Here is a 22549-nt window from a genome sequence, read left to right on the forward strand (position 1 = left end):
CGCGCATTGACGAACCCTTCGAGGATCGTCAGTCTGCCGGAAGGCCGGCCCGCTAACTGCTGTCAGGCATGATGAACTATTCCGATACATCCATCGCAGCGACCACGCCGTTCCTCAGCCTCGAGAGCGTGCGCAAGACCTATCCGGGCGTCGTCGCGCTGGATGGCTTCTCCATGGAGGTCAGGCCGGGCGAGGTCATCGGCCTCGTCGGCGAGAACGGCGCCGGCAAGTCGACCCTGATGAAGATCCTCGGCGGCGTCACCACGCCGGACACCGGCACGATCACCGTCGATGGCACCGCCCATAAAGGGCTGAGCGTCGAAGGCAGCCTGGGCTCGGGCATCGCCTTCGTCCACCAGGAACTCAATCTGTTCGAAAACCTCGACGTCGCCGCCAACATCTTCTTCGGCCGCGAGCCGCTGCGCGCCGGGCCGCTGAAACTCGTCGACCGCTCGAAGCTGCGCGAGATGGTGGCGCCGCTCTTGAAGCGCGTCGGCGCCAATTTCTCGGCCGATGCGCAGGTCGCCGACCTGTCGCTCGCCCAGCAGCAGATGGTCGAAATCGCCAAGGCGCTGTCGATCAAGGCACGGCTGGTCATCCTCGACGAGCCGACATCGAGCCTGCCGCTCGCCGAGACCGACAAATTGCTCGACGTCATCAAGGCGCTGAAGGCCGACGGCATCAGCGTCATCTTCATTTCGCACCGCCTGCACGAGGTCGAGCGGGTCGCCGACCGCGTCGTCGTGCTGCGCGACGGCATGCTGGCCGGCACGCTGGGCAAGCGCGACATCAATCACGACCAGATGGTCAAGCTGATGATAGGCCGCATGCTGAAGGAGCGCGAAAAGGCCTCGGAAGCCGCGCGCGCGCCCGGCGCCGTGGCACTTGCGGCCAAGGCCGTCCGCACCCCCACCTATCCCAGCCGGCCCGTCGACCTCGATGTCAGGCGCGGCGAAATCCTCGGCCTTGCCGGCCTTGTCGGCTCCGGCCGCACCGAACTGGCGCGCGTGTTCTTCGGCATCGACGGCAGCCTTGGCGGCACGCTCGAGCTCGACGGCAAGACGCTCGTGCTGGGTTCGGCGGCCGATGCCGTCGCGCAAGGCATTTTCCTGGTGCCGGAAGACCGCAAGCTGACCGGTATCCTGCTCGATCTGTCGATCGCGCAGAACATTTCGCTGCCCAATCTGCCGGCGCATGCCAGGCGCTCGCTTGTGTCGGCAAGCGCTGAAACGGCAACCGCCGAGAAGCAGAAGAGAAATCTCGGCATCAAGGCGCCTTCGGTGCAGACTCGCACCGGCACGCTGTCGGGCGGCAACCAGCAGAAGGTCGTGCTTGGCAAGTGGCTGGCCATGAACCCGAAGGTGATGATCCTCGACGAGCCGACGCGCGGCATCGACATCGGCGCCAAGGCGGAAATCTACGGGCTGATGCGCGCGCTGGCCGATGCAGGCGTCGCCGTGCTGATGATCTCCAGCGACATGGAAGAGGTGATCGGCGTGTCCGACCGCATCGCTGTCATGCATGAGGGCCAGATTTCGGGCATTCTCGACAAGGACCAGTTCAGCCAGGAAAACGTGCTGCTGCTGGCTGTGGGCAAGCAGCCTAAATAGTTTTTGCGCTGCGAGACCGCGCAACCTGCTCAGGCAGGCATTGGGGAGACGACGATGAGCAAGAAAGATCTCGGCCTGCTGATCCTGATCCTGGTGGTCGGAGCGATCGTGGCCATCATCAATCCGCGCTTCCTCTTGCCGATCAACCTTGCCAACACCTCGAACCTGATCGGCCTGTTCGGCATCCTGTCGATCGGCCAGGCCTTCGTCATCATCACCGGCGGCATCGAACTGTCGGTCGGATCGGTGGTGGCGCTGCTGGGAACGCTGTTCATCGATTTCATCGCCGTGCGCGAGCTGGACTGGCCGCTAGCCTTCGTGCTGATCATCGCGCTTGGCGCCATCATCGGCCTGGTGCATGGCTGGCTTATCACCAGGCTGAAGCTGCAGCCCTTCGTCGTCACCTTATGCGGCCTCTTGATCTATCGCGGCGTCGCCCGCTTCTACACCGCCGACGGCACCGCCGGCTTCGCCTTCGGCCAGAATTTTCCCGAGCTCGAATTCCTGACAGCCGGACGTTCCTATGGCGTGCCCAACAGCTTCATCGCGCTGATCGTCATCGCCATCGTCATGTGGGTGGTGCTGCACCGTTCGGTGTTCGGCCGCTATCTCTATGCCATCGGCAAGAATGAGGAGGCGGCGAAATATTCCGGCATCCGCACCGGCCGCATCGTCATGGCGGCTTACGTCATCTGCGGCGTGCTGACGGCGCTGTCGGCGATCTATTTCGCCATGTACACGCGCTCGATCTCGCCGGCCAGCCATGGCCAGTTCTATGAACTCTACGCCATCGCCGCCGCCGTGCTCGGCGGCTTCTCGCTGCGTGGCGGCGAGGGCTCGCTGATCGGCGTCATCCTCGGCACCGTGCTGCTGCAGGAGCTGCAGAATCTCGTCAATCTGCTCGGCATCCCGTCCTCGCTCAACTTCGCGGTGATGGGCGGCGTCATCCTCATCGGCGTGCTCGTCGACCAGCAATGGGGTGTGTTCCGCGCACGGCGGCTGATGGTCGATGCCGCCCGCAAGAACGTTGCCGGCGCGCCGGCGGAATAATCGCGGGGCGACGCTGCCGCTTGCCCGACTCCTGTAGATATTATAATAGCATATCCGGTATTGCTCGGGGGGTGTGCGGGACATGCGCTGCGATTTGCGAGGCAAGGTGGCGCTGGTCACGGGAGCGGCTGGCGCCATCGGCAGTTCCATCGCCAGGCGCCTGTCCGACAATGGTGCCGCGGTCGTCGTCGCCGACATCAACGGCGAGGGCGCAAGCCAGGTCGCGGCCGACCTGACCGATGCCATGGCCTGCGCCACCGACATCCGTGATGCCGCATCGGTCGGCAGCGCGATAGCCGCGATCATGCAGCGTTACGGCCGCCTCGACATCCTCATCAACAATGCCGGCGTCAATACGCTGGCGCATCGTGTCACAATTGACGAATTCCCGGCCGAGGAATGGGACCGCATCACCGGCATCGATCTCGACGGCCTCTACATTATGAGCCGGGCGGCACTCGGTCCCATGCTCGCCGCCGGCAGGGGCGGGCGCATCGTCAACATCGCCTCGGTCGTCGGCCTTGCCGCCATGCGCCTGCAGAGCCCGTTCGTCGCCGCCAAGGCCGGCATCATCCATCTGACGCGGTCTATGGCGATCGAACTCGGCGCCAAAGGCATCCTGACCAACGCGGTCGCCCCGGGTTCGGTGATGACGGCGCTGACCGCCAAGCTGTTCTACGGCGATGACGGCAAGTTCGCCGGCCGCACGCAGGAATTCCTGGCCCATGTGCCGCTCGGCCGCCCGGCCGAGCCGCGGGAGATCGCCGAGGCGGTGCTGTTCCTGGCCTCGCCGGCCGCCAGCTACGTCAACGGCCAGGTGCTGGCCGTCGATGGCGGCTGGACGGCGGGATACATGATGTGAGTGGCGCGATGGAAATCGATCTCAACGGCGCCGCGGTGGCCCTCGATGGCGAGACCAACCCGATCGTCGACGCCGTGCTTGCCGCACTGCGTGCCAATGGCGGCACGGTTCTCGAAGCAGGGGATGCCGCCGACATCCTGCTGATGTCCAACCCGCTGCGCCCGGGAACGACGATGCAGGATCCACGCTGCCAGCATGCCGATGCGCGCAGGGCGGCCGTGGCCATGGCCGAGCGCGGCGGCGGGCGCATCGTCTTCCTGATCTCGGCCACCGCCGGCATGCCGATGCGCCGTCATCCGCGCTTTTCCATGGAGAACGCGGCGATTCTAGCCGGCATGCGTGCCTTGGCCATGGAGTTCGGGCCGAAGGTGTTGGTGAATGCCGTCGGCTTCGGCGCGGTCGAGGACGAAACCATGGTCTCGGGCGACAAGGCGATGCTCAGCCACACGCCGGTCGGCCGCGCCGGCTGCATCGAGGAAGCGGTCGCGGCCGTGCTGTTCTTCTGCGATCCGCTCAACACTTACACGACGGGCCAGATGCTGGGCGTCGACGGTGGATGGACGGCAGGCTATGGCCGCAATTTCTGAATTGCTGAGCATCGGATCGGGAGCGCTCGAAGTCGCGCTGGTACCGCAAATCGGCGGCTCCGTGAGTTCGCTGCGCTGGCGCGGCATCGATCTCATGCGCCGGCTCTCGGAAGATGATCGCAGATCCGGCAACGTGCTTGGCGTCGCCATGTTTCCGATGACGCCCTATGCCAACCGCATCGCCGGAAACGCCTTCGACTTCGGCGCAAGACGCTGGCAGGTCCTGCCCAACAATCCGCCCGAGAAATTCAACGTCCATGGCAGCGGTTGGCAACACGCCTGGGATGTCACCGGGGCAGGTGCCGCCAACGCCACCCTGTCGCTGGACATCGCCGCCGGAGCCGAGCCCTATTCCTATCGCGCGACCCAGGCTTTCGCGGTTTCGGATGAGGGGCTGAGCGTGACCATGACCCTGACCAGCACCGGTCCGGTCGCCATGCCGTTCGGTTTTGGACTGCATCCCTGGTTCGATCGCGATCCGGACGTGACGGTGCAGTTCAACGCCAGGCGTTTCTATCTCGAAGAGCCCGACGGCATTTCAGGCGATCCCGTCACCTTGCCGCCCGAACTCGACTTTGCCGAAGGCAGACCCCTCCCGGGTGGTTGGCGCAACAACGACTATGGCGGCTGGGGCGGTGAAGCGACGCTGCGCTTTCCGGCTCGCGGCGCGGGACTGCGCATGAGGGCCGACCCGATCTTCAAGCATCTGATGTTTTACGCCGATCCGGCCAAACCATATTTCTGCGTCGAGCCGCAGACCAACGCCTCCGGCGCCTTCAACCGCGGCCGATGGGATGATGCGGACGAGGGCGTGATCGTCCTCGCCCAGGGCGAAAGTGCTGCCGGCACCGTCTGTTTCACGCCCTTTTCGCTTGAGGCTGGGGCATGAGACGGGTGCGCCTGACGACGATGGTCGTCTAAATAAGCCCATTCCTGAGCTTGAAGCGGCGCATGCCACGCACATTGACGGCCCGCCCACGGTTCAACAACTCGCGCATGATCGGCTCCCGCCGTGGCGGCGTCAGATGTTCGAGGATACGAGCACAGTCATGTTCAAGCAAAATCCCCCGAATAAGTAGGTCGCGCTTCACCAAAGGACTATCCATCACCCGATGAAAGAGCCCGAAGCCGAAGTGTATTTGGCTGCCATTGATGATGGTCCCAATCATATGATTGACCACGCGTCTCTTGTTTAATCTGAATGGCCACGGATGCATTTTTCTCGGCTTCCGCGAGCCGGGCCTTTGTTTCGGCCGAAAACCTGCCAAACTCCGATATTGTAGGCGTTCGCGATTCCTGTTCGAGAATGGCGGAGTCCTTTCCGCGTTTTTCTCCACGCCTTTTTGATTTGGGATTGCCCGCCAGCATTTGTCCGGTTCTTTGAGCGCCTTTCAGAAGCGGGCCAAGATCGTAACCGCGAAGCGCGCCATAAGGGACGTAACGAAGTGTTGCTACCAGCTCGGAGATCGACATCTTGTCGAGCTGAAGCGCGAGCTTGTCGGCGGAATAGATAACATCAACCCGGTAGCCACAACGCTCCAGGCATTGCGAAAAGCCGAGTTCTCCCTTCCGTATCGCGTGGGGGCGAATGTCGTAGGGCCTGTACCCTCGCCAAAATCGCCGAATCTGTGCATCGGCGAATACTTTGCCGGCTACACTAAATGCGTAGCTGCCCATATGATGGGCAAACTCATGGTTCTCGTAAGTGCCAACGGCGTCATAGTCGCTCTGAAGCAGAGCTTTGATCATTGAGTCCAAGCCAGGTCCGGCAATGTAAATGACACTATCGTTCAGATAAATCATACGTTCGGGTCGGAGTTCCTCCGACGCCAGATGCAAGGTCGCGGCACGGTAGGCTCCGAAGTCACGGCCAATGTTGTTACGCACAAGGATGCGGTGCGCAAATGCCCTTAAGGTCACGAGTTCATCCGGACGAAGATCGCCATTGCAGACAACAATGGCGTTGACATGTTGGCGACGAAGCGTCGCCAGGAGGTCGAGAAAGTCGCTCGTAATCCCAATGAGGTGATATTTGACGACGATCGCATAACAATTGCCGATGGCCGGCGTCACGGTCTCATCGGAAACAAATCGCGGCTCGCGTTCGGCCAGAATGCCTGGGAACTGAATTATCTTGGCGGCCAGAACATACGCTCCTGCGGCCGCCCAGTTCGCAATTTGCCCGATCTTTTTCATGGCCGCGCGCCCCCCGGCCCCGACAGATAACACTTCAGTCGACGCTGTGAAATGGTCTACTCATGACGTGCAACGCTCGGTGCGGGGGATGCGAACTTGGACTTCCGAAAGACTATCCGAACTGCAATCGGCAAGAATGGACGCGGCATCGAGATTGGCGCTTCATACTCGCCCATATTGCCCAAGGCCGAAGGTTACAAAACGCTCGTTGTCGATCATACCGATGCCGACGGATTGCGCTCGAAATACGCTGCGATCGGCGTCGACGTTTCACGGCTTGAAACGGTAGATGCCATCGACGATGGAGGCGAATTCAGACAACTCGACCTGACTGGCGAGGGCTTCGACTTCATAGTGGCCAGTCACGTCTTTGAGCATCTCACGGACCCTGTTCATTTCCTCCAACGCTGCGAACGGGCACTCAAGCCGGGTGGGCGGGTGTATCTCCTGATTCCGGATCGTCGATACACCTTCGATTATCTGCGGCCCAGTTGTACCGCGGGCCATCTGTTGGCCGCCTATATGGCAGGGCAAAAAAGGCATGGCACGGCGGCCATGTTCGATCACCATGCATCGCATGGAACGCGCGGAGGTGTGCAGGTCTGGCTGGAAGGGTTCAAGGGAGAGTATGCTTTCGCCGGAACGCCTCAAGCAGGCTACGCGATGGCAACCAGGCAAGGAGACGACTATGTCGACTGTCACGCCTGGGTCTTCACGCCGTCCAGTTTCCGCCTGGCCATGGCGGATTTGCACGCAGCAGGAGTCCTGGGACTTCGTGAAGAGCAATTTTACCCGACTGTAGGGTGCGAGTTCTTTGCGGTGATGTCCGCCAATCCGGCGACGCATAGTCCCGACAGACTGGCCCTGGCGCTCGACGCGATCAACGAAGCCGGGCCTGAACACATCGCTGCGGCCGTTGTCGATCCTCCCGTGCACATCGGATCAGCGCCGTCACCCCAAAATGCGATTGATGCATTCAAGGGCCAATGGGTCACCGCGTTCCCGGCAGCGCAAGGCTTGCAGGCGGGCACATCCCATCTGCACGAGGACCCACGCATACTTTGGCTCGCGGAGAAACTGGGTGGCTGGCTCAACGGGAAGCAAGTCCTCGAACTAGGTCCCTTGGAGGCGGCGCATACCGCAACTTTGTTGTCCCAAGGTGCAGGGTCGGTTCTGGCCATCGAGGCCAATCGCGATGCCTTTCTTCGCTGTCTGGTCGCGAAGGAAATCCTTGGCTTGCGCGACGCGAGCTTTCGGCTCGGCAATTTTGTGCCCTTCCTGGAGAGTGAAACAAAGCATTGGCCGCTGATCGTAGCCAGCGGTGTTCTCTATCATATGACGGACCCGCTGCACGTGCTGGACTTGTTGGCGGACCGAACCGATCGCCTGTTTTTGTGGACTCACGTCGTCGACGACAATGCGATGCCGGCCGGCGACCGGCGGCGCGCGGCGCTTGGAGCGCCAGAGCAACGCGACTGGCACGGCCGAACGGTGACGCTTTATCCGCGCCCCTACGGACCGCTTGGCGCATCGACATTTTGCGGAGGCATGGACCCGGTACCGCGCTGGATACATCGCGACGATCTGCTGTGGGGTCTGGCCAAACTGGGGTTCGACGATCTGGCGGTCGCACACGAGACACCGGACAACGAGCATGGTCCGTCGCTGTCGATCCTGGCGACGCGCAGCCCCAAGGCTACGCGTAAAGAACCACGGCCCCTGCCAACCGCTAAAAAGGATCTAAAAAGGGTATAGATCTTCGGCAACGTCGGAAAGCGAGACCGGCCAATCCAATTTTGTTTCACCTGTCTTGCGAAACAGGACGGCCGACATCAACGCTCCGGTGTGCATCTCGCCAAAATGCGTCGATATGTTGTGCACTCGGGCCACGATGTATGCCCGCACACCATCGATGGCTTCGATGATTTCAAACCCGGTCGATCTGTTGAGCAAGGCCTTCCAGGAGTGACTCGAAAACCGAAAATAGTCGCACGGCTCTTCGTGCAGAGCCCATGTCTGCGGCGCCAGGATAATCCCCAGAGCGCCTGTCTTGAGAACCCGGTTCATTTCGATCGCGGCCTTCCAGGGCATCAGGAGGTGTTCGAACACCGCAAATGACATGACGGCGTCATAGGTTTTGCGAGGCAGAAAGCGGCTGGCCTCATGGGCGTCTCCAACGATGTCGACGTTCTCGCCGTCCAGAATATCGAAACCGGTGTAGACCCAGCCCGGCGGTAGGCTGTTGCGCCACATTGCACCGGTCCGGTTGCGCGAACCGATCTCCAGCAAATGTCCGCCGGAACGTGACCGCAACTCGGCAAAGAATCTGTTTACCAGGGGCAGTATCGGATCGTTCGGATCTGCCGCCGCAAGCGGGCGCACTTCCTTCGACCCGTCCGCCAATTTTATTTCGAGTTTCACATCCAGCATCTGAGCGTTGTCCAGCCCCGTAAAGACCCGCTCGTCAAATCGGCACGACGCCGCAAGTCGCCCATAGAGACGACTCAAATCCGCACTGGGAAGGCCAGTTTGCGACAGGACGACTGTGCGGCCATCCGGCAGAAGCAAGGCGACCCCAATGACAGGGGATTTTGCGGAGAAAGTGAATCCTGAAACGTGAATCGCGCCATGGAAACACGAACTGCGATCGACGATGCAAACAAGCTCGCTACCGATGGCCGGGGCGGTCAAATGTGGTGTCGGACCAGCAATGGTCGAGTCCATGTTCATGGTGGCTTGCCCCCCGCTACAGCCATGGCTGCGGAATTCCGTGCCCTGGCAGGGTAGCGCCTGTGCGCGGCAAACTGAAGGGGCAGGATAATCGGATCTTCAGTCAACCAGCCGATTGCGTTTAGGCTTAGAGAAGCCGCGCCAGCAGGCCGCCATCCACCTGCATGGCGCTGCCGGTGACGAAGGACGCGGCGTCCGAGATCAGGAAGCCTATTGCCGTGGCGACCTCGGAAGGGTTGGCGATGCGGGCAATCCTGTTGGGCTCGAAGGACAGGCCCAGCGCTTCGGCGCCGCCGGCCGCTTCCAGCCCGTCCAGCGTCATGCGGGTGGCGACCGAGCCGACCAGCACGGCGTTGACGCGGATGCGGTCGACGGCATAGTCGAGCGCCATCTGCCGCGACAGGCCGACGACCGCCGCCTTCGTCGCGGCATAGGCGGGCACGCCGGGAACCGTGGCATCGGCGTGGACGGACGCGATGTTGACGATCGAGCCGCCGCCGGCCGCGCGCAGCAGCGGCAAGGTCGCGCGGCAGACCCGGAAAATGGCTGTGAGGTTGACGGCGATGGTTTTTTCCCACTCCGCGTCGGAAACGTCTTCAAGCCGCTTGCCGGTGGGGTAGATGCCGGCGCAGTTGACGACGGCGTCGAGCCCGCCAAGCCGTTTGGTGATTGCCGTCGCTGCCGACTGAACCTCCGCTTCGCGGGTGAGATCGCACTCGCGGAAGATCAACTGGCTTTCGCCATAGCGGCCGGCAAGGGCCTTGCCCTCCTCGCCGTCCAGTCCGGCGCCGAAAACCCTGGCACCCTCGTTGGCGAGGTACTCCGCGGTCGCCCGGCCAATGCCGGTCGCAGCACCCGTGACGAAAACACGTTTGCCGGCGAACATCATGCTGAAACCTGTGCAGCCACAGCGTGGCGTTCCGCTTGCGCCGCGGTCACCGAGCGCAGCACGCGGTCCTCGCCGCCTTCGCCACGGCCAAATTCGTCGACGATGCGCCCGTCGGCGACCACGAGGCAGCGATCGCAAAGGCCAATCAGCTCTTCCAGTTCGGAAGCGACGATCAGCAAAGCCACGCCCTTCTCGGCGAGTTCAACCACCAGCCGGTAGATTTCGTGCCGGGTCGCCGCGTCGACGCCCTTGGTCGGCTCGTCGAGCAGCAGCACTTTGGGTGCCCGCATCAGCACACGGGCGAACAACAGCTTCTGCTGATTGCCGCCCGACAGATGGGTGACCACGGCCTGCGGCGACGACGCCTTGACGTTGAGCGCGCGCATGGCGGTGAGGATGGAGCTCCGCTCCAGTCCGCCGCGCACCATGCCGTGACGCGACAGAGGCGCGAGATTGCCGATGGTGATGTTGGCGCCGACCGGCAGGTTGAACAGCAGGCCGTCGCGTTTGCGATCTTCCGTCAGCAGCGCAATGCCGGCCGCGCGGGCATCCCTGGGCGATTTGATCGACACGGTCTGGCCGGCGACACGGACTTCGCCCTCGGCCGCGACGCGGCCATAGATGCCGTGCAGGATCTCGCTGCGGCCCGAGCCCAGCAGCCCGGCCAGCCCGACGATTTCGCCCGCCGCCACGGACAGGTTGATATCCCTGGCGCCATGGACCGCGCCGCTGTGGCCGGCGACTGTGAGATGGCGCACCTCCAGCGCCGTCGGCGCGCCGACGGGTGCTGCATGTTCAGGAAACAGCCGCTGCAGCCTTTGACCCGACATCGAGAAGATGAAGGTCTCGGCATCGAAGTCCTCGCGCGCGATCCGTACCGCCACCTGCCCGTCGCGCAGCACCGTGGCGCGGTCGCAGATGGCGAGCACCTCGGGCAGGCGGTGGGTGATGTAGATCATCGCCACGCCTTGCGCCTTCAGGCGGCGCAGCACGGCGAACAGCGCATCGACCTCGGTGCCGGAGAGCGAGGCCGTCGGCTCGTCCAGCATCAGCACGCGTGGCTTCGTGACGATGGCACGCGCAATCATCACCAGATGACGCTGCGCCGAGGTCAGCGACGCGACATAGGCCCTGGGGTTGATGTCGATGCCGAGGTCGGCAAAGATTTCGCCGGCCCGCTGCTCGAGCTTGCGCTGATAAACCAGCATGCCGGTGCCCAGCCCGGTGCGGCCGGCAAAGACATTCTCGGCGACCGACAGCTGTTCGAGCACCTCGATTTCCTGCGGCACGTAACCGACGCCGTTCGATCGCGCATCGGCCGGCGAAGCGAAGCTGATGGGCTGGCCGTCGAGCTGGATCGTGCCGGTGTAGGAACCGGCCGGATGCACGCCGTTGAGGATCTTGACCAACGTCGACTTGCCGGCGCCGTTCTGGCCGAGCAAGGCGTGGATCTCGCCGGCCACGACATCGAAATCGACGCCGCGAAGCGCCTGCACGCCGCCGAAATTCTTGGCGATGGCGGTGGCCGAAAACAGCGGCGCTTGGGTGGTGATGGACAAGACGCATCCCTTCGGAAAGCGCCGGGCCTGCAAGGCGCGGGCCCGGCGGCAGGTGTTACTGGCCGGCGCTGTCCAGCATCTTGTAATAGGGATCGAGATCAGCTGCGGTGATCACCTTTGCCGGCAGCGGATTGCTGTAAGGCACGGTCTTGCCCTGGGCGAGATCGCCGAGCAGTTCGGCGACCTTGGCGCTCTCTTCATAGAGCGGCTGCGCGACGATGCCGTAGGCGGCGCCGGATTTCACCAGATCGAGATTCTGCCTGATATAGTCCATGCCGACGATGACGACGTCGCGTCCGGCCTTGCGGGCGGCGCCCGACCAGGTCTGGATGCTGTTGCCGGTGGTGCCGAAGGCGGCGGTCACATCGGGATTGCCCTGCAGGATCGCCACCGCCTTTGCCTCGGCCGCCGACGGCTCAAAGCCTTCCATCTGCGTGTCGAGCACCTTGATGCCTGGATATTTCGCCGCGATGGTCTTGCGGAAGGCATCCGACATGGCATTTTCGGTGTCGTTGGAAGCGCCCTGCGTCAACGCCACGGTGCCCTTGCCGCCGAGCTTGTCGCCGATCGCGATCGCGGCATTGGTTCCCGCTTCGGCGATGTTCTCTCCCGTTGCCGCTTTCAGGCCGTTGACGGTCCCTTCGGGCGGCAGGACGTGCCAGGTGACGATCGGGAAACCTTCCTTGGCCAGCTTGGAGATGTAGGAATAGATGGCCGGATCGGGACCGTAGACCGCGATCGCGTCGTATTTGGTGCGGGCAAGGGCGGCCTCGGCAAGCGGCAAGGTCGCCGGAATATCCCAGTTGGTGGCGCTCGGGTCGCCGACCACCTCGCAGGTGTAGCCAAGTTCCTTGCACTTGTTGAGGAAGCCCGCCTGCATCAGCCGGTGCACCGGGTGATCCTTCATCGCCTGCACCCAGAGCAGGTGGATGTCCGCCGCCCGGGCCAGGCTCACCGAGCCGAGCGAGGTGGCGAGTGCCGCTGCCACCAATGCGGTTCGGATCAGCCGCTTTTTCAAATGGGTTTTCATGCCTTACCTCCCTTGGTTCGCCGGCATTTTTGCCGGCGCAATATCCGCGGCCTCTCAGGCGCCGGCGATGAAGTAGCGGCGGCGCACTATGTCGAGGCCGACAGCCATGACCATGATCACGCCAACCGAGATCTGCTGCCAGTTGGAGTTGACGCCGATGACGACGAGGCCGCTCTGCACCACTTTCAGCATCAGGATGCCGACGACGCCGCCGGCCACCGTGCCGGCGCCGCCGAACAGGCTGACGCCGCCGACCACGACGCCAGCGATGACGGTCAGTTCCCAGCCGCTGCCGATCGAAGTGCCGCCGCTGCCGAGATCGGCCATGACGAACATGCCGGCGATCGCCGACAGCGCGCCGACGGTGATGAAGGCGCCGATCTTGTAGGCGCTGGTGTTGATGCCGACGAGATGCGCCACTTCCTTGTTGCCGCCGGTGGCATACATGTTGCGCCCGAGCACGGTGCGCCGCAGCACGAAGTCGGCAAAGAGGGCGGCGACGATGAAGAAGGCAAAGCTCCAGCCGAGACCGAAGGCGAGATCGGTGCCGCCAATGGTGTTGATCGCCTCGGGCAGCGGATAGACCGGATAGCCGCCCGTCACCACCTGGATCAGGCCCTGGCCGATGAACAGCATGCCGAGCGTCTGGATGAAGGCGGGGATGCCCAGCCTGACGACGATCAAGCCGTTGAGGAGGCCGATCAGCGCGCCGACGCCGATGCCGCCGAGAATGCCGACGCTCACCGGCAGGGCGGCCGCGGTCATCAGCTTGGCGGCGACTACGGCCGACAGTCCGGCCACCGAACCGACCGACAGGTCGAACTCGCCGGCGACCAGCAGAATGGTCTGGCCGATGGCGATGATGCCGACAAAGGAGACGACGTTGAGAATGGCGCGGATGTTGCGCTCCGACAGGAAGGCCGGCTCGAGCAGCCAGAAGAAGGCGATCAGCAAAGCCATGGCCGCCAGCACGCCGACCTCACCGACGGCAATCAAGCCGATCAGTCGCCGCCGGAACGATCGCGCGTCCCTTGGCGGCGCGCTCACCTCAGCCGCGCTGTTCATCCCGACCTCCCTGGCAGCGACCTTTGCCGCTCTTGCGGCCGGCCCCATGCGCCCGCGCCGATCCTGGCGCGCTCCTCTCGGCCATTAAGATTATAATATTATAACTTGTCAACGCTGAAATTTTCTGGCGGTGCATAGCTGGGTCCATCGCTGGAAAGCACTCTCGGCAACCGCTATGAATGGACGTTTCGGCGTGATCCGCAGGACATTGCCTTGGTGGATAGCGCTTTCTTGGAGCATGGTGATGGTCGACAAGCCGCCGGCGGGCGAAAAGAAGCCGCAACGCCTCGGCGTTCGCGAGATCGCCAAGCGTGTCGGTGTGGCGCCGATGACGGTGTCGCGCGCGCTGTCTAATCCCGACATGGTCTCGCCGGAAACGCGGGCCAAAGTGCTGGAAGCCATCGAGCAGGCCGGCTTCGTACCCAACCGGCTTGCGTCCAGCATGCGCGGCAATGGCCGCATGATCGGCACTGTCGTGCCGCCGCTGATCAATTCGGGCATTGCCGAACAGGTGCAAGGCATGTCCGACGAATGCCATGAGAGCGGCTACTCGATGCTCCTGGTGCAAGGCGAGTTCACGCAGGAGGCCGAGGAGAAGTCGATCCGCAACCTGCTCGGCTGGCGCCCGGTCGGCATGATCCTGCAGAGCTTCGTGCAAAGCGAGACCGCGCGCGCCTTGCTGAAGAGCAGCGGCGCCCCGGTGGTCGAAATTTCCGAAATCAAGGGCCGCAAGCCGATCGACATGGTGGTCGGCGTCTCCAACTTCGAGACCGCCTATGCCATGACCATGCATCTGGCGGCCAAGGGCTACAAGCGCATCGGCTTCGTTTCGACGCCGATCCACGGCAATGACCGCCTGCGGCAGCGCCGCACCGGTTACCACGCCGCCCTGACGGAACTCGGCATCAAGAACCATGCCGATATGGAGGTCGAAGTGCCGATCACCGCGCAGGGCGGTGCCGAGGCGCTGGTGACGCTGACCTCCCGCCACCGGGATATCGATGCCATCTTCTTTTCCAGCGACACGCTCGCGGTCGGCGCCGTGCAGGAATGCCACCGCCGGCGCTGGGCGGTGCCGGGCAGGATCGCCATCGCCGGCTATGGCGACATGGATCTCGCCGCGCAGCTCTATCCGCCGCTGACCACGGTGAAGGTCAACCGCTACGAGATGGGCCGCCGTGCGGTGCGGCAATTGCTGGCACGGCTCGGCGGCGACACCAAGGTGCCGACCATCACCAGCCTCGGCTTCGAGATCGTCGATCGCGAAAGCGCGTGACGGATTAGAAAGCACGCTGCCCCGCGTCTTCCCGCCGCCCGAGCCGTTTTTCCCATCCTTCCGCATGGACGTTGAGATAGGCGTTGGGATCGTAAGGGTGGCTCTTGATCGCCTCGATGTTGAGATCGATGCCAAGGCCTGGCGCGTCGGGCAGTGACAGATGGCCATTGTCCGGATCGACGGTCGGGTGCCAGGTCACGAGATCGCGCGTCCACGGGTCGTTGAAAGCGTCGAAGTGCTCCTGGATGAGGAAGTTCGGCACCGCGGCCGCCAGCTGCAGGCACACCGCCGTCGCCACCGGGCCGCCGCTCTGGTGCGGGGCGATGTGGCTGCCATGGGCAAGCGCGAGGTTGGCCACCTGCATGGACGGCGCGATACCGCCGAGCGACATCGGTTCGGGCTGGAAGATGTTGACGCCCCCACCTGCGGCCAGCGTGTAGAATTGCCCGACCGTGTCGTACATTTCGCCGGTCGCCACGGGGATCGGTGAGCGATGCGCCACTTCGTGCACCGTCTCTTGCCGGTCGCGCGAGGTCGGCTCCTCCCACCAGAAGATGTCGAGATCGGCAAATTTCTGCGCTGCCTGCAGGGCGGCGATCTCGGTGAAGCGCGCATGCACGTCGATCAGGATCAGCGTGTCCCGAGGCAGTTCATCACGCAATTTTCGGCAGATCGCGTAGGAAAGCTCCAATTCCTCGCGCGAGATAAAACCTTGCGCTGTGCCGAACGGGTCGAGCTTGAACGCCTTGAACCCCTTGGTCAGAACCGCCTTGGCGGCCTCGAGGAAGGCCTCCGGCGTGCGCTCGGTGCGGTACCAGCCATTGGCGTAGCCGAGCACGCTGTCGCGCACCTGGCCGCCGAGCAACTGGTGGATCGGCACGCCGAGGCTCTTGCCCAGAATGTCCCAGCAGGCAACCTCGATCGCCGCGATCACCGTGCGATGGATGTGGCCGCCGTCGAGCGAGACACTATCCAGCATGCGCCTGGCCAGCGCATTGATGCGGCGCGGATCCTGGCCGATGGCGAGATGCTTGAGCTCGTGCACGCCGGCTTCGGTGGTCTTGATGAAGCCGTTCAGCGTGCCTTCGCCGATCCCATGGATGCCCTTGTCGGTATGGACCTTGACGAACAGCCAGTTCTTCCAGCCGGCGCCGACGGCAAAGGTCTCGATTTCGGTGATTTTCATGCGGTGGTCCTAACCCAGGGCTATGATCGCGGCGACGACGGCCTCTGATGTCAGGCCGTATTTCGCTTGCAGGGTCGGCACCGCGCCGCATTCGATGTAGCGGTCGGGCAAGCCGATGCGGGTGACTTTCTTCGCAATGCCGGCGTCGAACAAGGTCTCGACAACGAGGCTGGCCAGGCCACCGACGACAACATGGTTTTCCGCTGTGACGATGTGGCTGACGCCGGCTGCGAACGCGGCCACCGCCTCGGCATCGAACGGTTTGATGGTCGGCACATGCAGCAGGCCGGCGGAGATGCCCTGTTTTCGCAACGCGTCCGCCGCATCCAGCGCCCGCTCGGTCATGAAGCCGGTCGAGATGATGCCGACATCGGAGCCCTTACGAAGCTGCCGCGCCTTGCCGATTTCGAAACGATAGCCGGCTTCAAATACCACAGGCACGTTGCCACGCAGCAGCCGCATATAAACCGGCCCGTGACGCTCGGCGATCGCCTCGGTCGCCGCCTCGATCTCGGTCGCGTCGCAGGGGTCGATGATGGTCAGGCCGGGAATCATGCGCATCAGTGCCAGATCCTCGATCGCCTGATGCGTGCCGCCATAGCCGGTGGTCAATCCCGGCAGGCCGGCGACGATCTTGACGTTAAGGTTGGAGTGGGCGACCGCGATGGCGACGAAATCATAGGCACGCCTTGTCGCGAACACGCCATAGGTGGTGGCGAACGGCACCTTGCCGGTACGCGCCAGCCCGGCGGCGACAGCGACCAGGTTCTGCTCGGCCATGCCGACATTGAAGAAGCGGTCGGGGAACGCGTCGCGGAACGGCAGGATGTCGGTGTATTTGCCGAGGTCGGCGGTCAGCCCAACAATGTCGGGACGGTTCTGGCCGAGCCGCGCCAGCGCCTTGCCAAACGGCGCCTCCACGCTTTGCCGGCCACCGCCAACAGCTTCGTCCTGACCCATGGCCAGCGTGCGGCCGGCCTCCGTCGCCGCGCCGCTCATTGGGCTGCTCCCACGGTCTTTTCGAACTCGGCGATGATGCCGTCCCATTGCGCCACGTCGATGCGGAAGAAATGCGATTTCTCGGAGGTTTCGATGCGCGGCACGCCCTTGCCAGGCAGCGTGCGCAGCACGATCGCCTTCGGCTTGCCGTTTCGCTCGCGCGCATCGGCCAGTGCGCCGACCACCGCCTTCATGTTGTTGCCGTCGATCTCCGATGTCTGCCAGCCGAAGGCGCGCCATTTGTCGGCGACCGGCTCCATATCGAGGACGACAGGCCCGTCGGCCTGGATGCCGTTGCAGTCGACCAGCGCCACCAGCCCGTCGAGCTTGAAATGGCTGGCCGACATCGCCGCTTCCCAGGTTGAGCCTTCCTGCATTTCGCCATCGGACAGTTCGACGAAGACGCGCGCCTCGGATTTGTCGATGCGCAGGCCCAGCGCCTGGCCGACGCCTTGTCCCAGCCCATGGCCGAGCGAGCCGCCGATGACCTCGACACCGGGCGTCGTGTCGAGCGTCGACATCTCCAGCCGGCTGTTGTCGGCGCCATAGGTGGCAAGTTCCTCGACCGGGATGATGCCGGCCTCGGCCAGCGCTGCCCACAGCGCGATCGAATAATGCCCGGTCGACAACAGGAAGCGGTCGCGGTCGGCCCACGCCAGATTGTGCGGGTCGTAACGCAGTTCGTGGAAGTAGAGCGCGGCCAGCACATCGGCGATGCCGAGGCCCTGGCCGACGTAGCCCTGGCCCTGGCCGCGCGCCATGGTCAGCATGTGATGGCGCAATTGTATCGCCTTGCGTTCGAGCGCGCCGATATCGGCGCTGCCGGGTGGGGAGTTTCGCAGCATCTGATCAGTCCTTGTCGAGCCCGCCCGACATGTTGAGCCGCTCGGCGGTCATGTATTTGGGCGCATCGAGGCACAGCCAGACGACGGCTTCCGCGACTTCCGCAATCTCGGCGCGGCGGCCGAGCGGGATGCGGCGGGTGCGCTCGTCGAGGAAGGCCTGCAGGTCGCTGCGGCCATTGGCGCGGGCGAGGTCGACCTCGGTCGAGCGCTGCATGTCCGTGTCCATCATGCCCGGCGCCAGGCTATTGACCAGCACACCATAGGGCGCCAGCGCCACCGCCGCGGCGCGGGTGATGGAATCGACCCCGGCCTTGCTCGCCGTGTAGGCGGTGTAGTCGGGCAGCGCCATGCGCGAACCCGGCGAGGTGATGTTGATGATACGCCCCGAACGCTGCTCGCGCATCACCCGGCCAGCTGCCTTGCAGGCCATGGCCAATGCGGTGACATTGAGCGCCAGCGTGCGCGTCCAGGCCTTGAAGGTGGCGTCGAGGAAGGGCTCGATCACGCCATAGCCGGCATTGTTGACGAGGATGTCGATGCCGCCCCAGCGCGCCACCACTTTCTCCACCGCCGCCTCCGGCGCTCCTTCCCCGGTGAAGTCGCTGACGATGCTCTCGCTTTCCGCGCCGGCTTCGCCGATCTGCCTGGCGGTCTCGGCCAGGCCCTCGCCATTGATGTCGGTGACCGCGACGACACAGCCGCGCCGCGCCAGCTGGATCGCCACCTCGCGACCGAGGCCGCCGGCGGCACCGGTGACGAGTGTTCTTCGTGGCGGCGTATTGTGATTTTCGGCTGGCAAGAAAACACCCTCCCGGTGGCCATCTTGACGGAATTGATACCGGTACCATAAGTGGCTGTCAACGGCGATGTGCTATTGTCCCATCGACCGCATGGTCCGCTGCAATGGGGAGAAGAAGATGAAAGTCGTCGCGCTCGAAACGTTGCAGCTGGCGGAGTTTCCCTTCCTGTTCTGGCTGCGCGTCCACACCGATGCCGGCCTGATCGGCACCGGCGAGACGTTCTGGGCGCCGGGGCCGGTCGCCGCCTATATCCACGACAATGTCGCGTCCTATCTGCTGGGCAAGGATCCGCGCGACATCGAGCTGCATGATCGCACGCTAGGCAGCGTCTATGTCGGCGCGCGCGATTCCGGCGCCGAGGTACGCGGCAACTCCGCCGTCAACATCGCGCTGTGGGATATCTATGGCCAGGCGCTTGGCGAGCCGGTCTGGCGGCTGCTTGGCGGGCGCACCCACAAGAGCGTGCCGATCTACAACACCTGCGCCGGCTACAAGCATGTCCGCGCCACGAAGAAGAAGAACGCCCTGTTCGAGCGGGGCGAGGACTGGTCGCTCAAGCCTGGCGATTCCAACGAAGGCCCCTACGAGGACCTGCTCGCCTGGCGCTACAATGCCGGCGATCTCGCCAGGAGCCTGAAATCCGAAGGCATCGGCGCGATGAAGATATGGCCGTTCGACATCGCCGCCGAAGCGTCGAACGGCACCCGCATTTCGCTGGCCGATCTGGACAAGGCATTGGAGCCTTTCCAGAAAATCCGCGACGCCGTCGGCCGCGACATGGAAATCATGGTCGAGCTGCACGGCCTGTGGACCTTGCCGCCGGTGCTGCGCATTGCCGAGGCGCTGAAAGCCCATGACGTCGCCTGGTTGGAAGAGCCGATCCGCTACAATGAGCTCGACGCCATGGCCGAGCTTGCCCGCCATACCTCGATCCCGATCGCCGCCAGCGAGCGGCTGGCCTCGCGGCAGATGTTCAAGCAGCTGATCGACAAGCGCGCGGCCAGCGTGATCATGATCGATCTCGCCTGGTGCGGCGGCCTCTCCGAGGCGCGCAAGATCGCCAACATGGCCGAGGCCAGCGAACTGCCGGTGACCTTGCACGATTGCACCGGGCCGATCGTCTATGCCGCCAGCTGCGCGCTGTCGGCGACCTTGCCGAACGTCAACTACCAAGAGGCGGTGCGCGCCTATTTCACCGGCTGGTACACCGAGATCGTCGCCGACATTCCGCCGGTCAAGGACGGTCACGTCGCGCCGCTCGAAGGGCCGGGGCTGGGTCTCAGCCTGCGGCCGGAGCTGTTTCAGCGGCCCGACGCGACCGTTCGGATCACCAGACTCTAGCCGTCGCACGGCTTTGTCCGAAGCCAGTAGACATTATGCTATTATAATCTATGATGCGCCAAAGCGAGCGGCCAACAAGCTCGCCGCCGGCGCTCTGCCGCCCGGCGTCGGACGCATTTCAGGGAGGCTTTGGTGGCAATGTCTGCGGCGCGCGCACGCGACGATTTCAAGGGCGCTCCAAACCTGCCCGATCCAAAAATCCTGCTCGACCTGTTCGAACGCATGGTGCTGTTGCGCCGCTTCGAAAGCATCGCCCAGATCGCCTGCCGCAAGGGCGAAACGCCAGGCTTCCTGCATCTCTATATCGGCGAGGAGGCGACAGGCGTCGGCGTCTGCGCGCATCTCAGGCCAACCGACTGGGTCACATCGACCCATCGCGGCCACGGCCACGCACTTGCCAAGGGCGCCAATCCCGGCCGGGTGATGGCCGAGCTGTTCGGCAAGGTTGACGGGATTTGCGGCGGCCGTGGCGGCACCATGCATCTCTACGACCGTTCGGTCGGCCTGTTCGGCACCAACGGCATCGTCGCCGCCGGCATCGGCCATGCCGTCGGCATCGGCATGAGCGCCCGCCAGCAGGGCCGCGACGACATCGGCGTCGCCTTCTTCGGCGACGGCGCCGCCAACCATGGCGGCTTCCACGAGGCGCTCAACTTCGCTGCCGTGCAGCGGGCGCCGGCGGTCTTCATCTGCGAGAACAACCTCTACGCCACCGCGACGCCGTTGAAGTCGGTCACGCTGAACCCAGAGATCGCCACCAAGGCCGCCTCCTACGGCATGCCTGGGGTCGCGGTCGACGGCAACGACGTCTTCGCCGTCTGGCTGGCGATGAAGGAGGCCACCGAGCGCGCCCGTTCAGGCAAGGGCCCGACGCTCATCGAGGCCAAAACCTACCGCACCGTCGGTCACCATGAGGGCGATCCGGTCATCGGCACCTATCGCACGCAGGAGGAACTCGACGCCTGGGTCAAGCGCGATCCCATCGACATGTTCCGCAAGCGGTTGATCGAGGACTATGGCATCGCCGATGCCGAGGCGCTCGCGGCAATAGAGGCGCGGATCGAAAAGGTGGTCGAGGAGGCGCTGACCTTCGCCCGCAAGTCGCCCGAGCCCGATCCGGCGACGGTGCGCCTGCATGTCTTCGCCGATCCGATCAATCCGCCGGCCGCATTACAGCCGCGCGCCGTCGGCGAGACGCGCACGCAAGGTTGGCTCGAAGCGGTGCGCGACGGCATCGCCGAGGAAATGCGCGCCAATCCGGCGATCCTCTATTTCGGCGAGGGCACCGGCGAGCGTGGCGGCAGTTTCGCACACACCAAAAACCTATGGCAGGAATTCGGCGCCGAGCGCATGGTCGACACGCCGATCTCCGAACAGGGTTTCACCGCCGCCGCCGTCGGCGCTTCGGCCACCGGTGCGCGCACCGTATCGGACCTGATGTTCGCCGACTTCGCCTTTGAGACCGCCGGCCAGATCTTCCTGCAGGCAGCCAAGCTGCGCTACATGACCAGTGGCCTGATGAGCGCGCCGATGGTGGTGCGCGTCGGCGCCGGCGCGCTGCGCAGCTCCGGCCCGCATCACAGCGGCATCTATCATCCGGTCTTTGCCCATATGCCGGGCCTTATCGTCTGCGTGCCGTCGACCCCTGCCGACGCCAAGGGCCTGATGAAGACAGCGCTCAGGGCCGGCGATCCCGTCATCATGCTGGAACCCAAGGCGCTGTTCGGCTCCAAGGGCGAGGTGCCGGTCGGCGAGCATTTCGTGCCTTTCGGCGTCGCGCGCATTGCGCGGGCCGGCACCGACATCACCATCGTTGCCGCCGGCCAGATGGTGCAGCGCGCGCTGGAGGCTGCCGAGGCGCTGGCTGGTGAAGGCATCGAGGCGGAGGTGATCGATCCCCGCACCATCATGCCGCTCGACATCGACACTATCGTCGCCAGCGTGCGAAAGACCCATCGCCTGCTCATCGTCGACGAAGCCTGGGCGATGTGCGGCCTTGGCGGCGAGATCGCCCAGGCCATCAACGAACTCGCCTTCGACGAACTCGACGCCCCGCCCGGAAGGCTGCACACCGCGCCGACCTCGCATCCCTTCGCGCCGGTACTGGAGCGCGCCATGCTGGTCGACACGGCGCGCATCGCCCAGGGCGTGCGCGATGTCATATCAGGCCAACCGCCGGTGCCGGACCATTGGTACACGGTCGGCCTGAAAAGCGCTGCGCCGGCTAAACCAACGCCTGCTCCAGCCAAACCTTTGCCCGCCGCTTCAGCGGCTGCCGCTCCCAGCAACGACGAGCCGATCACAATGCCGTTCGGTGATCTCACCGTCAGCGAAGGCACTGTCGTCAAATGGCTGAAGGCGGTCGGTGATCCGGTCAAGGAAGGCGAACTGATCGCCGAGATCGAGACCGACAAGGCCGTGGTCGAGATCGAGGCACCGGTCAGCGGGACGCTCAACACCATCGATCAGCCGGTCGGCGCCGTGGTGCCGATGGGCGGCCGCATCGGCGGCATCAAGAAATAAT

Annotated in this window: 19 protein-coding genes; 9 read left to right on the forward strand and 10 right to left on the reverse strand. The window is 64.1% G+C overall.

All coding sequences use genetic code 11. The annotated features are described in order from the left end of the window. Window positions 1-71: 71 nt before the first annotated feature. From ACVILI_RS05995 to ACVILI_RS06015, 5 genes are all read left to right on the forward strand, one after another. Complete coding sequence (locus ACVILI_RS05995; protein ID WP_038651343.1) at window positions 72-1610, forward strand: sugar ABC transporter ATP-binding protein; 1539 nt, start codon at window positions 72-74, stop codon at window positions 1608-1610. 54 nt (window positions 1611-1664) lie between these two features. Then, window positions 1665-2660, forward strand: a complete 996-nt coding sequence (locus ACVILI_RS06000; RefSeq protein ID WP_020629113.1) for an ABC transporter permease — start codon at window positions 1665-1667, stop codon at window positions 2658-2660. Window positions 2661-2742: 82 nt separating this feature from the next. Then, a complete protein-coding gene (locus ACVILI_RS06005) occupies window positions 2743-3522 on the forward strand; it encodes an SDR family NAD(P)-dependent oxidoreductase (RefSeq protein WP_019862556.1) in 780 nt (259 codons plus the stop codon). Between the two features lie 8 nt (window positions 3523-3530). Next, complete coding sequence (locus ACVILI_RS06010; protein WP_019862557.1) at window positions 3531-4109, forward strand: SDR family oxidoreductase; 579 nt, start codon at window positions 3531-3533, stop codon at window positions 4107-4109. After that, window positions 4093-4998, forward strand: a complete 906-nt coding sequence (locus ACVILI_RS06015; protein WP_202361089.1) for an aldose 1-epimerase — start codon at window positions 4093-4095, stop codon at window positions 4996-4998. Before ACVILI_RS06010 ends, ACVILI_RS06015 begins: the two co-directional genes overlap by 17 nt. Before the next feature lie 209 nt (window positions 4999-5207). Here the strand turns inward: ACVILI_RS06015 and ACVILI_RS06020 are convergent, their stop codons facing one another. Then, entirely contained in the window at window positions 5208-6305 is a 1098-nt protein-coding gene (locus tag ACVILI_RS06020; protein WP_457102354.1) for a rhamnan synthesis F family protein, read from the reverse strand. Window positions 6306-6401: 96 nt separating this feature from the next. Between ACVILI_RS06020 and ACVILI_RS06025 the strand changes: the two genes are divergently transcribed. Beyond that, window positions 6402-8060 carry a methyltransferase domain-containing protein gene (locus tag ACVILI_RS06025; protein ID WP_457102355.1) on the forward strand — a complete coding sequence of 553 codons (1659 nt, stop codon included), beginning with the start codon at window positions 6402-6404 and terminating at the stop codon, window positions 8058-8060. Here ACVILI_RS06025 and ACVILI_RS06030 read toward each other — a convergent pair. The 5 genes from ACVILI_RS06030 to ACVILI_RS06050 all read right to left on the reverse strand — a co-directional run bounded on the left by ACVILI_RS06030 (window position 8046) and on the right by ACVILI_RS06050 (window position 13578). After that, window positions 8046-9035 (reverse strand): class I SAM-dependent methyltransferase, encoded by a 990-nt coding sequence (locus tag ACVILI_RS06030; RefSeq protein ID WP_240564611.1) that lies wholly within the window; start codon window positions 9033-9035, stop codon window positions 8046-8048. The genes ACVILI_RS06025 and ACVILI_RS06030 overlap by 15 nt on opposite strands. A 127-nt stretch (window positions 9036-9162) precedes the next feature. Further along, a complete protein-coding gene (locus ACVILI_RS06035; protein WP_038651349.1) occupies window positions 9163-9924 on the reverse strand; it encodes an SDR family NAD(P)-dependent oxidoreductase in 762 nt (253 codons plus the stop codon). Next, a complete protein-coding gene (locus ACVILI_RS06040) occupies window positions 9921-11483 on the reverse strand; it encodes a sugar ABC transporter ATP-binding protein (RefSeq protein ID WP_051726892.1) in 1563 nt (520 codons plus the stop codon). Before ACVILI_RS06040 ends, ACVILI_RS06035 begins: the two co-directional genes overlap by 4 nt. 55 nt (window positions 11484-11538) lie before the next feature. Further along, window positions 11539-12513, reverse strand: coding sequence for a sugar ABC transporter substrate-binding protein (locus tag ACVILI_RS06045; RefSeq protein WP_038651352.1), 975 nt, complete (start codon window positions 12511-12513; stop codon window positions 11539-11541). Between the two features lie 54 nt (window positions 12514-12567). Next, a complete protein-coding gene (locus ACVILI_RS06050; protein WP_240564612.1) occupies window positions 12568-13578 on the reverse strand; it encodes an ABC transporter permease in 1011 nt (336 codons plus the stop codon). A 244-nt stretch (window positions 13579-13822) separates the two neighbouring features. Between ACVILI_RS06050 and ACVILI_RS06055 the strand changes: the two genes are divergently transcribed. Continuing rightward, window positions 13823-14854 carry a LacI family DNA-binding transcriptional regulator gene (locus ACVILI_RS06055; protein WP_027047628.1) on the forward strand — a complete coding sequence of 344 codons (1032 nt, stop codon included), beginning with the start codon at window positions 13823-13825 and terminating at the stop codon, window positions 14852-14854. Between the two features lie 4 nt (window positions 14855-14858). Here ACVILI_RS06055 and ACVILI_RS06060 read toward each other — a convergent pair whose 3' ends face one another. The 4 genes from ACVILI_RS06060 to ACVILI_RS06075 are packed head-to-tail and all read right to left on the reverse strand — an operon-like array spanning window position 14859 to window position 18683. Beyond that, entirely contained in the window at window positions 14859-16040 is a 1182-nt protein-coding gene (locus ACVILI_RS06060; protein WP_038651363.1) for a mandelate racemase/muconate lactonizing enzyme family protein, read from the reverse strand. 9 nt (window positions 16041-16049) lie between these two features. Then, complete coding sequence (locus ACVILI_RS06065; RefSeq protein WP_240564613.1) at window positions 16050-17039, reverse strand: transketolase family protein; 990 nt, start codon at window positions 17037-17039, stop codon at window positions 16050-16052. Then, a complete protein-coding gene (locus ACVILI_RS06070; protein ID WP_038651366.1) occupies window positions 17036-17884 on the reverse strand; it encodes a transketolase in 849 nt (282 codons plus the stop codon). Before ACVILI_RS06070 ends, ACVILI_RS06065 begins: the two co-directional genes overlap by 4 nt. A 4-nt stretch (window positions 17885-17888) precedes the next feature. After that, window positions 17889-18683: an SDR family NAD(P)-dependent oxidoreductase gene (locus tag ACVILI_RS06075; RefSeq protein ID WP_019862572.1), complete on the reverse strand. Its 795-nt coding sequence runs from the start codon at window positions 18681-18683 to the stop codon at window positions 17889-17891. Window positions 18684-18801: 118 nt separating this feature from the next. On the opposite strand from ACVILI_RS06075, the gene ACVILI_RS06080 reads away from it, so the two are divergent. After that, entirely contained in the window at window positions 18802-20025 is a 1224-nt protein-coding gene (locus ACVILI_RS06080; RefSeq protein WP_038653668.1) for a mandelate racemase/muconate lactonizing enzyme family protein, read from the forward strand. Window positions 20026-20163: 138 nt separating this feature from the next. Then, complete coding sequence (locus ACVILI_RS06085; RefSeq protein ID WP_240564614.1) at window positions 20164-22548, forward strand: thiamine pyrophosphate-dependent enzyme; 2385 nt, start codon at window positions 20164-20166, stop codon at window positions 22546-22548. The last annotated feature ends 1 nt before the right edge of the window (window position 22549 follow it).

Source organism: Mesorhizobium sp. USDA 4775 (assembly GCF_054062655.1).